General features: G+C 63.1%; 15 protein-coding genes and 1 tRNA gene. 8 read left to right on the forward strand and 8 right to left on the reverse strand.

The window, feature by feature from the left end; translation table 11 throughout:
* The 7 genes from hisD to IM737_RS11850 all read right to left on the reverse strand — a co-directional run bounded on the left by hisD (position 1) and on the right by IM737_RS11850 (position 8,193).
* On the reverse strand, positions 1-1,329 hold the full coding sequence (hisD, locus tag IM737_RS11820; RefSeq protein ID WP_236894131.1) for a histidinol dehydrogenase: 1,329 nt from the start codon (positions 1,327-1,329) through the stop codon (positions 1-3).
* A gap of 94 nt (positions 1,330-1,423) precedes the next feature.
* A complete protein-coding gene (locus IM737_RS11825) occupies positions 1,424-2,965 on the reverse strand; it encodes an amidase (protein ID WP_236894132.1) in 1,542 nt (513 codons plus the stop codon).
* Between the two features lies 1 nt (position 2,966).
* Positions 2,967-4,025, reverse strand: coding sequence for an ABC transporter ATP-binding protein (locus IM737_RS11830; protein WP_236894133.1), 1,059 nt, complete (start codon positions 4,023-4,025; stop codon positions 2,967-2,969).
* Between the two features lie 8 nt (positions 4,026-4,033).
* Complete coding sequence (locus IM737_RS11835) at positions 4,034-4,921, reverse strand: carbohydrate ABC transporter permease (protein ID WP_236894134.1); 888 nt, start codon at positions 4,919-4,921, stop codon at positions 4,034-4,036.
* A 1-nt stretch (position 4,922) separates the two neighbouring features.
* The gene (locus tag IM737_RS11840; protein WP_236894135.1) at positions 4,923-5,954 is read right to left on the reverse strand and encodes a carbohydrate ABC transporter permease; all 1,032 of its coding nucleotides are present in this window, start codon (positions 5,952-5,954) and stop codon (positions 4,923-4,925) included.
* A gap of 215 nt (positions 5,955-6,169) precedes the next feature.
* A complete protein-coding gene (locus IM737_RS11845; protein WP_236894136.1) occupies positions 6,170-7,408 on the reverse strand; it encodes an ABC transporter substrate-binding protein in 1,239 nt (412 codons plus the stop codon).
* Between the two features lie 269 nt (positions 7,409-7,677).
* Positions 7,678-8,193: a DUF6428 family protein gene (locus IM737_RS11850; protein WP_236894137.1), complete on the reverse strand. Its 516-nt coding sequence runs from the start codon at positions 8,191-8,193 to the stop codon at positions 7,678-7,680.
* Positions 8,194-8,240: 47 nt separating this feature from the next.
* Here IM737_RS11850 and IM737_RS11855 point away from each other — a divergent pair, with 47 nt between their 5' ends.
* The 5 genes from IM737_RS11855 to arsK all read left to right on the forward strand — a co-directional run bounded on the left by IM737_RS11855 (position 8,241) and on the right by arsK (position 11,649).
* On the forward strand, positions 8,241-8,603 hold the full coding sequence (locus IM737_RS11855) for an ArsR/SmtB family transcription factor (protein ID WP_236899913.1): 363 nt from the start codon (positions 8,241-8,243) through the stop codon (positions 8,601-8,603).
* The gene (locus IM737_RS11860) at positions 8,593-9,126 is read left to right on the forward strand and encodes an arsenate reductase ArsC (RefSeq protein WP_236894138.1); all 534 of its coding nucleotides are present in this window, start codon (positions 8,593-8,595) and stop codon (positions 9,124-9,126) included. The genes IM737_RS11855 and IM737_RS11860 overlap by 11 nt, the downstream gene beginning before the upstream one ends.
* A 78-nt stretch (positions 9,127-9,204) precedes the next feature.
* The gene (locus IM737_RS11865; RefSeq protein WP_442874127.1) at positions 9,205-9,903 is read left to right on the forward strand and encodes an aquaporin; all 699 of its coding nucleotides are present in this window, start codon (positions 9,205-9,207) and stop codon (positions 9,901-9,903) included.
* Positions 9,900-10,322 (forward strand): arsenate reductase (glutaredoxin), encoded by a 423-nt coding sequence (arsC, locus tag IM737_RS11870; RefSeq protein WP_236894140.1) that lies wholly within the window; start codon positions 9,900-9,902, stop codon positions 10,320-10,322. The genes IM737_RS11865 and arsC overlap by 4 nt, the downstream gene beginning before the upstream one ends.
* Positions 10,323-10,434: 112 nt before the next feature.
* A complete protein-coding gene (gene arsK, locus IM737_RS11875) occupies positions 10,435-11,649 on the forward strand; it encodes an arsenite efflux MFS transporter ArsK (RefSeq protein ID WP_236894141.1) in 1,215 nt (404 codons plus the stop codon).
* A gap of 24 nt (positions 11,650-11,673) precedes the next feature.
* Here arsK and IM737_RS11880 read toward each other — a convergent pair.
* Positions 11,674-11,763, reverse strand: a tRNA-Ser gene (locus IM737_RS11880).
* Positions 11,764-12,053: 290 nt separating this feature from the next.
* Here IM737_RS11880 and IM737_RS11885 point away from each other — a divergent pair.
* From IM737_RS11885 to rpmA, 3 genes are all read left to right on the forward strand, one after another.
* On the forward strand, positions 12,054-12,833 hold the full coding sequence (locus IM737_RS11885) for an MBL fold metallo-hydrolase (RefSeq protein WP_236894142.1): 780 nt from the start codon (positions 12,054-12,056) through the stop codon (positions 12,831-12,833).
* A 213-nt stretch (positions 12,834-13,046) separates the two neighbouring features.
* Complete coding sequence (rplU, locus tag IM737_RS11890; RefSeq protein ID WP_236894143.1) at positions 13,047-13,643, forward strand: 50S ribosomal protein L21; 597 nt, start codon at positions 13,047-13,049, stop codon at positions 13,641-13,643.
* A 12-nt stretch (positions 13,644-13,655) separates the two neighbouring features.
* Positions 13,656-13,922 (forward strand): 50S ribosomal protein L27, encoded by a 267-nt coding sequence (gene rpmA, locus IM737_RS11895; RefSeq protein WP_236894144.1) that lies wholly within the window; start codon positions 13,656-13,658, stop codon positions 13,920-13,922.
* The last annotated feature ends 73 nt before the right edge of the window (positions 13,923-13,995 follow it).

Here is a 13,995-nt window from a genome sequence, read left to right on the forward strand (position 1 = left end):
TTACTCGGCAGCCTCGGTCCGTGGCGTGGCGCCCGTACCATAGGGGATGTTGCGACCACCATAACGGCGCACACGCACGTTGGCTTGCTCGGCATGGCCGACAAAGCCCTCCAGCATGCTCAGGCGCGAGCCATATTCGCCGATCATGGCCGAGGCCGCGTCGGTCGTGACGGTCTGCCACGTACAGGTTTTCATGAACTTCCCCACCCACAGGCCACCCGTATAGCGCGCTGCCTTCATCGTGGGGAGAGTGTGATTGGTGCCAATCACCTTGTCGCCATAGGCGACGTTGGTGCGCGGCCCGAGGAACAGCGCCCCATAATTGGTGAGATTGTCGCGGAACCACATGTCGCGGTCGGTCATCACCTGCACATGCTCGGACGCGATGCGGTCGGCCTCGACCAGCATCTCCGCATAGTCCTCGCAGACGATGATCTCGCCATAGTCGGCCCAGCTCTTGCGGGCGATCTCGCCGGTGGGCAGGATTTCGAGCAGGCGCTCGATTTCTGCCATCGTGTCGCGCGCCAGCTTTTCCGACGTGGTCAGCAGAATCGCCGGCGTTGTTGGACCATGCTCGGCCTGCCCCAGCAGGTCGGTGGCGCAGATTTCGCCATCGACGGTTTCGTCGGCGATAACAAGTGTCTCGGTCGGACCGGCGAAGAGATCGATGCCGACGCGGCCAAAGAGCTGGCGCTTGGCTTCGGCGACGAAGGCATTGCCCGGACCGACCAGCATGTCGACCGGCGCAATGGATTCGGTGCCGATCGCCATGGCGCCAATGGCCTGGATACCACCCAGGACGTAGATTTCATCGGCACCGGCCATCGCCTGTGCGGCAACGACAGCCGGTGCCGGCTTGGCTCCAAAAGGCGGAGCGCAAGTTATGACGCGCTCGCAGCCGGCCACCTTGGCTGTAATGACAGACATGTGGGCCGAAGCGAGTAGCGGATATTTGCCACCGGGGACGTAGCAGCCCACGGCGTTGATGGGGACGTGCTTGTGACCGAGCGTGACGCCAGGCAGCGTCTCGACCGCCAGATCGGTCATGGTCGCGCGCTGCGCCTGGGCGAAATTGCGCACCTGGGTCTGGGCGAATTCGATGTCGGTCAGGTCCTGGTCGGTGAGCTGCGCCATGCAGTCGTCGATTTCGCGCTGGCTCAGGCGGAAATCTGTGCGTTCCCATTTGTCGAACTTGGCGCTGAGCTCGCGAACCGCGATATCCCCGCGCTTCTCGATATCGGCCAGAATGGCTTCCACCGTCGCCCGGACCTGCCGATCCGCCTCGGCCCGCTCCTCGACATCCTTACCGCGCTTGAGCCAGACTGGCATGTGCCGCTCCCGTATTCTTGTTGATCTCATGTTGCATACGTATGCAAATTTGTAAACTGAGACGATGGTCGGGGGCGTTTTCCCCCGGGAATCGTCAGGTGATCTGAGGTGGTCGCTGCACCGAATGGTCGGTGGCGCGCTCGAAGGCGTCGCCGATCTGCACGATCCGCGCTTCGTCATGATGCTTGCCGATCAGCTGCATGCCGATGGGCAGCCCTTGGTGAAACCCTATGGGCAGGGCCAATACCGGATGGCCGCTGACATTGAAGCCGATCGTCCGCATCGGCGTCCACACTGCTTCCTTCTCGAAGGGCGCAGCCGGCAGTGCGGTGGTCAGGGCACCGATGGTAGCCAGCGCATCGCAGCGCGACAGCAGTTTGTCGATCTCGGTGCGGAAGGTGGCCCCTGCCCGCTTAGCAGCGGCCAGTTCATCGTCGGTCACTGCGACCCCTGCGGCGAGGCTCAGGAACGTGCGGCGGCCATAGGCCTTTGGATTCTGCCGCAACTGCTCGGCGTGATGATCGAAGCTTTCCTTATGCAGGATCGCCGCTGCTGCCACCTCGATGGCGAAATAGTCCGGCAGATCGACCTCTTCGATCACAGCGCCCAGCTGCGATAGGGTCGACATGGCAGCGTCCATGGCGTCGAGCACATCAGGCATGGTTTGCGGATCATTCGCAAACCAGTCGCGGGCGTAGCCGATGCGCAATCCCACCACCGACTGACCCAGCCGGGAGGCGGCGGCCGAATGATCGGCGATGACATCCAACGTTATCGCCACCTCAGCGACCGTAGCGCTGATCGGCCCGACGTGATCCATACTGGATGACATGGCGAGGACGCCCGCAGTCGGCACAGAATTGAAGGTTGGCTTGAGGCCGACAACGCCGCAGTAAAAGGCCGGGCCGCGTAGCGAGCCGCCCGTGTCGGTGCCCAGCGTGGTCCGCAACAGGCCTCCGGCAATGGCAACGGCGCTGCCGGAGGACGACCCGCCGGTAATGTGGTCGAGGCTCCAGGGATTGCGGGCGGGTGGAAACAGCCCGCTCTTGTCCGGTCCTACGGTGCCCCATTCATAGGTTGCGAGCTTGCCGATCAACACCGCGCCGCCGGCCCGCAGCCGCTCCACCACGGCCGCATCGGCGGAGGCAATTGCATCCGCACGTCCCGGCGCATCGGCCGTGGACGGCAGGCCAGCCACGTCGATCAGGTCCTTGATGCCAACAGGGATGCCATGCAGCGGACCGCGATCCTGTCCGGCGGCAAGCTCGGCGTCTGCCCGAGCCGCGTCGGCCAGGGCGCGCTCGCCGGTGACAACATAGAACGACAGATATGCACTATCGCGCTGCTCGATACGATTGAGATGGGCCTGCACGAGCGCCACCGAAGTCAACCGTCCGTCGCGTAGCATCCGGCCCTGCTCGACGAAGCTCAGATCGAGCGCGGTAGCTGCATCGACAAAACCTGCCCTGCCATCGAGCCGGCCGACACCCTCGCTGAGCCAGTCGGCGAGCTTGTAAACGCTGTCGCGTTCGCCGTCCGAGAGAGCAAGGCCATGGCGTGCCACTGCAGCGTCGAAAGCGGCGCGGCGCTCTTCTTCATTGGGGTCGATGGCCAAGGCGGATACCTGCGCAGACATGTCAGTTGGCAGCGATGATACGCTGACCGCTGGCGCGATCGAAGAGGTGACAGGCCGCCGGTGCGATATTGACCTTCACGCCGTCACCGATCTCGGCGCGATAGTCCTTGCCGACCTTGATCGACACCAGTTCTCCGGCCACCCGCATAGAGATCATCGTCGCTTCGCCGAGCAGTTCCACCGAATAGATCGGCGCTTCGATCTGGCCCTGTTCGCCGGCCAGAACGGCGTCTTCGGCGCGGAAGCCCAGGGTCACCGGGCCTTTGACGGACCTGGACAGGCCGTCGACGCGGATGTGATCACCCGTGAACACGCCATCGGCGATGTCGCCGTGGACGAGGTTCATGGCGGGCGAGCCGATGAAGCTGGCCACGAAGGTATTGGCCGGGCGGTCATAGATTTCCATTGGCGTGCCGACCTGCTGCACCAGCCCCTTGCTCATCACCACGACGCGATCAGCCAGCGTCATGGCTTCGATCTGGTCATGCGTCACATAGATCGTCGTACGCTTGAGCGTGTGGTGCAGGTTCTTGATCTGGGCACGGGTCGAGACGCGCAGTTTTGCGTCGAGGTTGGACAGCGGCTCGTCCATCAGGAAGGCATTAGGCTCGCGCACGATGGCGCGGGCCAGGGCAACACGCTGGCGCTGTCCACCGGACAGGGCCGCCGGGCGACGCTGCAGGAAGTCGTCGAGTTCCACCATCTTGGATGCCGCCATCACCTTTTCATGGTGCTGTTCCTGCGGCACCTTCCGCACCTTCAGTGGAAAGCGGATGTTCTCGTAGACGGTCATGTTGGGATAGAGCCCGTAGCTCTGGAACACCATTGAGATGTCGCGGTCCTTGGGCTCGAGCTTGTTGACCAGCCGGTCGCCGATCCAGATTTCGCCTTCGGTAATATCCTCTAGCCCGGCGATCATGCGCATGGTCGTGGTCTTGCCGCAGCCGGACGGTCCGAGCAAGACCAGGAATTCCTGGTCGGCGATATCGAGGTTGAAATTGTCGACACCGACGAAGTTGTGCCAGCGCTTGGAAACGTTCTTGAGACGGATCTGGGCCATTTTCTGGATCAGCCTTTCACTGCGCCGGCGGTGAGCCCGCTGACGATCTGGCGTTGGAAGAAGAGCACGAGGATGAAGAGCGGCACGGTCGCAGAGACCACCGCGGCCACCGCGAACATGACGTTGCCCTGCTCCTGCACCGAGCCGAGGAAGCTCGAAATCTTGGGCACCATGGTCTGGTTGTCGGCGCTGAGCAGCATCGAGGTGGTCGCGAAGTCGTTATAGGCAAGCAGGAAACTGAACAGGCCCGTCGTCACCACGCCCGGCCACATCACTGGTATGATGACCATGCGGAAAGCCTGAAAGCGGGTACAGCCGTCCACCATGGCGCTTTCGTCGAGGTCCTTGGGAATGCTCAGGAAAAATGAGTGCAGCATCCACAGCGTGAAGGGCTGGTTGATCGCCACCAGCACGATGATCGAGGTGGGTAGCACGCCCCAGATATTGAGCTGGAAGAAGGGCAGGAGATAGCCCGACACCAGCGTGATATGCGGCATGGCCCGGAACACCAGGGCCGCAATCAAAATCCAGAACGCGTAGCGCTGGCCGGACCGGGCCAGAGCATAGCCGCCCAGCGTTCCGAGTGTCAGCGAGATAACGGTGACGGACACGGTTACGACGAGCGTATTGCCGGCTGCGCGCCAGAATTCGCGGGTTATCCAGGCGCCGTAGTAGCCGTCGCCGGTAAAGGCCGCGCCGGTCTGGATCTGGGTATAGGTCCCGACGATGGCGTTCCACCAACTCTCGCGGGAGAAGAAGTCCGGTTCGACCTTGAACGATCCCCACACCGTCCAGATGAAGGGGAAGGCGGCCAGGCCAACCCAGACCACGAGAAAGACAGTGATCAGCAGCCTGAGCGGCAGCGGTCGGCGTTGCGTCAGCACAGCTTCGGACATGTCACACCACCTTGTGGTTGAATTCGCGCCAGGTGCGGATCAGCACCGGCATGAGGAGGACGATCACGCCGGCAATGGTCAGCACCGAAGTGGCGCCGGCCGAACCGAAGAGCTGGGCATCTCCCGAGAGATCGTTGAAGATCAGCCAGCTCAACGAGGTCGCATTGGCCTCGGCGGAGAAGCCGACGATCGGCTCGAACACGCGGAAATTGTCCATCAGCTGCACCAGCGCCACGAAGGTCGCGAGCGGCGCCAGATGCGGGATGATGACGTAGCGGATGCGCTCCCAGCGCGAGGCGCCGTCGATCATCGCCGATTCCAGCGTGTCGCCCGGCACGGTCTGGAGGCCCGCATAGAACACCACGAAGCTGAAGGGTGCATTGGTCCAGACGCCATAGAATAGCAGCGACGCCCACGTCAGCACCGGCGAGGCGCGCAGTGACAGGGTCGGGTCATTGAACAGGTTCTGCAGGCTGGCGCCGATGATGCCATTGGCCTGGATCATCCAGTAGAGGATCAGCGAGCCCACCAGCGGCGTGATGATCATCGGCAGCAGAGAGAAGAAGATCACTGGTCCCTTGATCATCTTGGGGATGGCATTGACTGCCAGCGCGATGACAAAGCCCAGGCCCATGGCCAGCGGCGTTACCACGAAGCAGAACACCAGCGTGAAGGCCAGGGCCTTGTAGAAGGGGAGGTTGTAGATGCGGGCGACGACATCCCCGAAGCCGCTATTGCTGGACAGGATGGCGCCGATCTCGTTGACGGCAAGATGGCCGCGATTCAGATAGGTGCCGAAGCCGTTGAACTGGCCCATCGGCTGCTCGGCCTGCAACTGCGCCATGGCGGCGCTATTGACCTGCATTTCCTTGGTGCAGCCACCGAACGGCTGGCAGTTCTCAACCTCGACCATCACCCGCGGATGCTCGACATGAAAACTCTGCACCACCACCGAGACAATCGGCAGCGCGATGAACAACACCATCGCAATCAGCGAGGGCAGGATGAAGGCAAAGAATGTCTTATGCGGCATCGAAGCCCCCTCGGAAGCAAAGCTGGCGAGTATGCACTGAGATCGGTGCGCCGATGTCTCAGTCGACACCCTCCCCCTTGTGGGGAGGGATCAAGGGTGGGGGTGGTTTGGCCCACAAATCGGGGCTCTCGCCACCCCCTCCCAACCTCGCCCATCGAAAGGGGAGGTGCCGTCTGGTGGATGCGGCGCGATCACGCCGCATCCGGATCGTAAGCCTAGAGGAAGCCGCCTTCCTTGGCAGCGGTGTCATAGGCAGCCTTGACGTCGGCCAGAGCCTGTGCGGCGTCTTCTGTGCCGGCCATGAACTCGGCCAGTTCGGACGACAAAGCCGTGTGCAGCAGGCCCATATAGGGCTGCATCGGATAGGCACGGGCACCGCCATTGGCGGTAGCGATCACGCCAACGGCTGCCGGGCCGGGCTCGTAGCCGGCGACCAGCCAGGTGGCGACGGCGGGATTGGCAGCGACCATTTCCGGGCTGATGCCATGCACCATGGCCTGGAACGAGGCCGCGGCGTCTTCGTCCGAGATGTTCTTGGCGATGGTGAAACCGTCCCACCACAGCGCAACCGCCGGGATCGAACCGCCACCGATGGTCGGCGCAGCGGCCAGCACGGTGTTGGCGACGACGCCTTCGGCAGCGCCTTCCTCGTCGATGGTGGCGCCAGCGAGCGAGCCCCACTCGACCATCATGGCGGTGTTGCCGGCTTCATACTCGGCCTTGATGGAATTGGCATCGAAGGTCAGGTAGTCCGGGTCCATATAGGCGGTGAGGGCGCGCATGGTCTCGAGAACCTTGAGCCCATTCTCATTGTCGATCGCCAGCTCCGCCGAGCCGGGCGCGAAGAAGTCGGCGCCGGTGCCGAGATAGGCGTTGACGAATTCAGCGGCGAGATCCCAGCCTGGCTTCACCGAAGCGGCGACTGGATATTCCATGGCGCCCGATGCCTTGATGGCTTCGGCTGCCGCGAGGATGTCTTCGTAGGACTTGGGCTCGGCAACGCCAGCGGCGTCCAGGACGTCCTTGCGGTAGAACAGGTGCTGGGCATTACCCATGAAGGCGATCGCCATCACCTTGCCGTCGATCTTGATTAGCTGGTTAGGTTGGAGGCTGGCACCATACTTGGCGACCAGATCGTCGAGCGGACGGATCAGGTCGTCGTTCAGCAGTGGCACGATGGAATTGTTGGCGACCACGGCGACGGTATATTCAGCCGGGTTGATCGAAAGCGCCGGAACCTGCAGGTTCTTGTGCTCGGCATTCGCATTGGCCGTAACGGTCACGCCATCGGCGGCGCATTCTTCGGCAGTGGTGTTGACGAGGCGCAGGGCCTCGAAGTCGTTGGACAGGATCCGCACCGAACCGGCGCCTTCGATCCCGCAGTCGGCGAAGGCGGCGCCGGCGGTGAGGCACAGGACCCCAAGCGATACAGTCGTCTTCAACATTAGCTTCATGAAAGTTCTCCTGACGGCTGAACGGCGCTCACTGGGCCAGATGCGCCTGCCATCCCCTGTTGTCGTTACGCTCCCGCGGCTGGCGTGATCCAAGCTCAACTTTCGACCGGCGCCAGCCTTTTGTCTTCCGCACGTCACAATTCGTAGCAGGCCTGCATACGAATGCAACACACTTTTGCATGCGTATGCAAAAGTGTGTTGCACCGACTGTGTCGCCTTGGATCAGCGAGGCGCGCCACCGGCTCGCTTGGGGCCGAAAGTCCGGCAGACTAGCAGCAGCCCGCTGCCTTCAGCGATGGCGCGCAGCAGGCTGCAGCCCCAGCCTGCTGCGCACGGTGCCGCGGCTTGCAGATGGCGGCTCGAACACCCAGCGTCAGGATCGCAGAATCCTCGGCGATGGCCAGGTCCGCAATATCGAAAACCTTCATGGCCTCGCCAGGCTGGCCGATCTCGATGGTGAGCCGGGCGTCGTGGTCAAGGCGTACCTTCCTGTCCACTTGCGCCAGAATGCTGCGGAACTTGCCGGCCGTCATCATTGGCCGGTCGTCCGTTGCCGGGATATCTTCGACCTGCAGCACCGTTTCCTGCCAGGCATCGGGATTGCCGCCGCAGTCGAGGGTCACAAACGATCCGGCCTTTACCTCTGTGACATGGTAGCCGGCCTGTACGACCCGGCCATCATAGGCAATCGACAATGCCTTCTCGTCATGACCCTCCAGCCGGGCCAGCACGGCAGCAAGCGTGGATTCAACTTCCTGAAAGGGAGTGGTTGCAAGCGCGTTCATGTTCGGATATCCGTTGTTTCAATAATCATTGAGATATTGAGATGAAATTGGACGAACCGCAAGCCCTTGATGCCTTTGGCGCCCTGTCGCAGGAGACACGGCTCCGCATGGTGCGCGTCTTGGTGCAGGCCGGACCCTCCGGATTGGCGGCCGGCGCCGTCGGCGACGCCGTTGGCGCGTCATCCTCCAGCGCCTCGTTCCACCTTGCACATCTGGAGCGCGCGGGCCTCGTCGCCTCGCGCCGCGAATCCCGCTCCATCATCTACACCGCGAACTTCGAGGGCCTCGGCGCCCTGGTCGAGTTCCTGATGCGCGACTGCTGCTCCGGCCACCCCGAAATTTGCGCGCCCGCGGCCGCCGTCGCTGCCCAATGCACCCCAGCCCAGAAGGAGACCGCCTGTGCCTGCTGATGACCGCATCTACAACGTCCTGTTCCTCTGCACCGGGAATTCTGCCCGCTCGATCCTGGGTGAAGCCATTCTCAACCACGTCGGCCAGGGCCGTTTCCGCGCCTTCTCGGCGGGCTCGACGCCGAAAGGGGCCGTCCATCCGATGACGCTGGAGACCCTCGCCAAGGTCGGCATCCCCACCGATGGTCTGCGCTCCAAGGCCTGGGACGAATTCGCCCTGCCCGGCGCGCCCCAAATGGATTTCATCTTCACCGTTTGCGACAACGCGGCCGGCGAGACCTGCCCCTACTGGCCCGGCCAGCCAATGACCGCCCATTGGGGCATCGAAGACCCGGCGGCCGTTGAGGGCCCCGAGTTCAAGCAGCGCGCGGCGTTCGAAGATGCTCTGCGTTATCTCCGCAACCGCATCGGCGCGTTCACCAACCTGCCGCTGGCCAGCATCGACCGCATGGCCCTGAACTCGAAACTCGAGGGCATCGGCGCCATGGACGGCACCACCACCAAGTCATCGAACGTTGCCTGATGCTGGTGTCGATTTCGTTCCGGCGAATGACTGGTCGCTGGGTCGTCGCGCTTCCCAATGCTGGAAAGACCGCTCCAGATGAGTGACCTGCCACGCCGTCTCGTTGCCGAAGCCCTCGGCACCGCTCTTCTGGTTGCGACCGTGGTGGGGTCGGGCATCATGGCCGAAACGTTGACCACTGACACCGCGCTGGCCTTGCTGGCCAACACGATCGCCACAGGGGCCATTCTCGTCGTGCTTATCAGCACGCTCGGCCCGGTTTCGGGAGCACACTTCAATCCGGCGGTGTCGCTGATTTTCGCTCTACGCCGGGATCTGCCACATCGCGACGCCGGGCTCTACGCCATCGTGCAGGTCATCGGCGGCATTGCCGGTGCCGTCGTCGCCCACGCCATGTTTGCGCTGCCCCTGCTCCAGGCCTCCACAAGGGTCCGCACGGGAGGGGCACAATGGTTCTCGGAAGGCGTGGCTGCCTTCGGTCTCGTTGCCATCATCCTTGCGGGGATCCGCTTCGAGCGGAAGGCGGTGCCGATGCTGGTCGGCCTCTATATCACCGCCGCCTACTGGTTCACCGCCTCGACCTCGTTCGCCAATCCGGCGGTCGCCATCGCCCGCTCGTTCACTGACACCTTCTCGGGCATTCGCCCGCTCGACCTGCCGGGTTTCATCGCAGCTCAACTGGCCGGCGCCCTCGTCGCGCTCGCGCTGATGTCGTGGCTGCTGCGGGCACCAGCCGGCAGTGACCTCCCTATCAATCCGGAAGACACATCCCCATGACCGTCACCATCTACCACAACCCGGACTGCGGCACCTCCCGCAACACGCTGGCCATGATCCGGCAAAGCGGGGTCGAGCCAGTCGTCATCGAATATCTGAAGACGCCGCCAGACCGCGCCCGCATTATCGCACTGGTGACCGCAGCAGGCCTGACCCTGCGGCAGGCGATCCGCCAGAAGGATACGCCCTATGAGTCGCTCGGGCTGGCGGACACCACCGTATCCGATGACGCACTACTCGATGCCATCGGCATGCATCCCATCCTGCTCAACCGTCCGCTTGTCGAAACGACCCTGGGCACGCGCCTCTGCCGCCCCTCCGAGGTCGTGCTGGATATCCTCGAAAACTCCAATATCGGCCCCTTCACTAAGGAAGATGGCGAAGTCATCATCGACGCCGGGGGCAAACGCCTTGTCTGATCTGCGCATCAACCGCAGCGTGGCCGGGTACCTGACGTCCCGCTACAGCGCACGCAAAGAGGCCGCAGGCAAACTCGAGGAGCGGGTCGGCCTCAAGGCGATCTGACAATCCATGCCTGCCACCACCCATTCCAACGCCGCCGCCATCTGGGCGCTCGGCGTTACGCAGGTTATCGGCTACGGCACGCTCTATTACAGCTTCAGCATTCTGGCTCCTGCCATCGCGGCGGAGTTCCGTGTTGCGGTCGAATGGATCTATGGATCGATCTCGCTGGCCCTGCTGGCCGGCGGGCTCATCTCGCCCTTTGCCGGAGCACTGGCCGACAAGCACGGCGCCGCGCGCGTTCTGTCGATCGGCTCGATCGCGGCTGCGGCATCACTGGTGGTGTGCGGACTGGCGAGCAGCGCCTTTCTGTTTCTTGCCGGCCTGATCCTCGTCGAGTTGGCATCCGCCTTTGTGCTCTACTCGACCGCCTTCGCGCTGCTGGCCCAGACCACGGGAACACAGGCGCAGCGCAGCATCACCTATCTGACCCTGATCGCCGGCTTCGCCTCGACACTCTTCTGGCCGCTGACGACCTGGATGCTGCAATCGCTCGACTGGCATCAGGTCTATTTCGTCTTCGCCGCCATGCATCTGCTGGGATGCCTGCCATTGCACCTGTGGTTGACCCGCTTCGCGCGGATCGCGGCCACGCGTCCGGTGGAAACCTCCACGCCGCCGCCGTTGACAAGCTCCGCTTCGGGCAAATTCACCTTCATCCTCGTGGTCATCGGCTTCTCACTTGCCGGCTTCGTCTCCGCAGCGACGCTTTTCCACCTCGTGCCGCTGCTGGCCGTGCTCGGACTTGGCACCAGCGGGGTGCTGGTCGCGTCACTGTTTGGCCCGGCCCAGGTTACCAGCAGGTTGGTCAACATGGCCTTCGGCAAGGACTTGCCCGCGCCGACGCTGGCGGTGATTTCCGCCGTGTTGATGCCATGCGCCCTGGTCGTGCTTGCCCTCACGGCCCCCTCGATCGCGGGCGCCGTTGGTTTCGCGGTCATCTTCGGGCTCGGCAGCGGGCTTTTCAGCATCGTATCGGGCACTTTGCCGCTTGCCCTCTTCGGCAAGGCGGGGTTCGGCAGGCGACTGGGCTGGATCAGTCTGGGACGTCTCGGCGTAGCAGCCGTTGCGCCGTTTGCGCTGTCGGTTGCCTTGGGCGCGACAGGCCCCCGCGTCTCGGTCTGGATGCTCGCTGCCGCGGGTCTCGCCTGTGTCGCGGTATTCGCCGATATATGGCGCCGCTTCAGGACATCATCCAGTCCCACAGGACTTGATGTCTACTGAACCTGGAACTCTTGAGGCAGTGAATGGCGGAGAGAGAGGGATTCGAACCCCCGATGGAGTTGCCCCCATGCCGCATTTCGAGTGCGGTGCATTCAACCACTCTGCCATCTCTCCGCAGATCGAAACGGACACCCTGGCGGGTGCCGGCTGGTCGACACGGGCGGGCTTATGACATAGCATTCGATGTGTCGCAACACCCTCGGGCAATATGCGCACATTGAGTGACCGCTAGTTGTGACAGTTCCTCCCCTGTTCCTTTTCGGCAGCGCGCGCGGCTCCGATATTCTTGCGGCCGTGGTCGAACGGGCGCGGGGCGCTAGCAGTCACATTTTCGTTGGTGGTGAACCTCCGTCATCAGCGATGCGTTCGTTGAACGCATAATTGGACGCAAAGGGAGAACTCGATTGGTACATCGTCGTAGCGTGGTTGCCGGCATGGCAACATTGCCGCTGGTCAGTGGGTTTCTGGGCGGCGGATTTCTGGGCAGCGCCCTGGCGCAGGAGGCGGCCCTGGAGGGCGACGCGGTCGCCACATCAGATGGCGACATCATCATTCACCCGGTCGATCATGCGAGCCTGCTGCTCGGCTTCGGCGATCAGGTGATCTATGTCGACCCCGTAGGCGGAGCGGCCCGCTACGAGGGCCTGCCGGCACCGACGGCGATCCTGGTGACCCATGGCCATGGCGACCACTTCGATCTGCCCACGCTGGAGTCCATAGCCGGTTCGGCACCCATCTTCACCAGCCAGGAAGTGTTCGACAAGCTGCCCGACGGCCTCAAGGCCAATGCCAAGGCCATCGCCAATGGCGGCGAGGACAGCCTCAATGGTATCGCCGTCAAAGCAATCGCGGCGCACAATATCACCGAGGACCGCATGAACTATCACCCGGTCGGCGTGGGCAATGGCTATGTGCTCACACTGGGCGACAAGCTCGTCTATGTGGCCGGCGACACCGAACCGACCGAGGACATGCTGGCTTTGACCGGCATCGAAGTCGCCTTCCTGCCGATGAACCTGCCCTATACGATGACGCCCGAGCAGGCTGTGGAAGCGATCAACACCTTCAAGCCCAGGATCGCCTATCCCTACCACTATGGTGACAGCGACCTCTCGGTGCTGGAAACCGGCGTCGGTGCTGATACCGAAGTCCGGCTGCGCAACTGGTACCCGAACGGCGCCTGACCCTTGACTCCACGGGCATTTGCCCCGATAAGCGCCACTGAAACACGCGCCGGCTTTGCTGGCGCGCTTTTCTTTGTTTGAAAACGCTGTTCGAGGCTGCCCGCTGGTTTGATCGCCGGCGCATGCAAGAAGACCGCAGGATCTGGGCTTTCACCTGCGGCGCCACAGAGCGCGACACAATGGGACCGGGCGTTTGACGCTCCCGGTTATGCAATGACTTTCGCCGTGATCAAAACCGGTGGCAAGCAGTACAAGGTTGCCGCCAACGACGTTCTCAAGATTGAAAAGCTCGATGCCGAAGCCGGCACGATCGTCACCTTCGACCAGGTGCTGATGATCGACGGCGAAGTCGGTGCCCCGCTGATCGAAGGCGCGCTTGTCGCCGCCGAACTGCTTGAGACCAAGAAGCAGAAGACGGTCATCATCTTCAAGAAGAACCGTCGCCACAACTATCGTCGCCGCAACGGCCACCGCCAGCTGCTGTCGACCGTGCGCATCACCGAAATCCTGACCGGTGGCGCCAAGCCAACGATCAAGGCCGCCGGTGCTATCGCACCCGCAGAAGCCGCGGTTTCGACCAAGCCTGCCAAGGTTCGCGCTGCTGCCAAGGCAGCCGCCGCGACTGAAGCCAAGCCCGCTGTCGCCACCGAGGCCAAGGCCCCGGCAAAGAAGGCAGCTCCCAAGAAGGCCGCTGCTCCCAAGGCTGAGCCCAAGGCCGCTGCCGCGACCACTGAAGACACCGCCGCTGCAAAGCCGGCGAAGAAGGCCCCGGCTGCCAAGAAGGCAGCTCCCAAGGCCGACAAGGAATAAGGAGCTCTAGAGATGGCACACAAAAAAGCAGGCGGCTCATCCCGCAACGGTCGTGATACCGCTGGCCGTCGTCTTGGCGTGAAGAAGTTCGGTGGCGAAGCTGTCGTCGCCGGCAACATCATCATCCGCCAGCGCGGCACCAAGTGGCACCCCGGCACCGGCGTCGGTCTGGGCAAGGACCACACCATCTATGCACTCGTCGACGGCAACGTCACGTTCCGAACCCGTGCGAACTCGCAGGTTTTCGTCAACGTCGCCCCGGCAGAGGCCGCCGAATAACCCGGCAGGTTTCTCGAACCAGCCGGTGACCAGTTCCCCGGCTCGTGTTCGCACCATGCGACATATCAAGGGG

It is taken from the genome of Devosia sp. SL43 (assembly GCF_021729885.1).
In the GTDB taxonomy this organism is placed as follows: Bacteria; Pseudomonadota; Alphaproteobacteria; order Rhizobiales; family Devosiaceae; genus Devosia.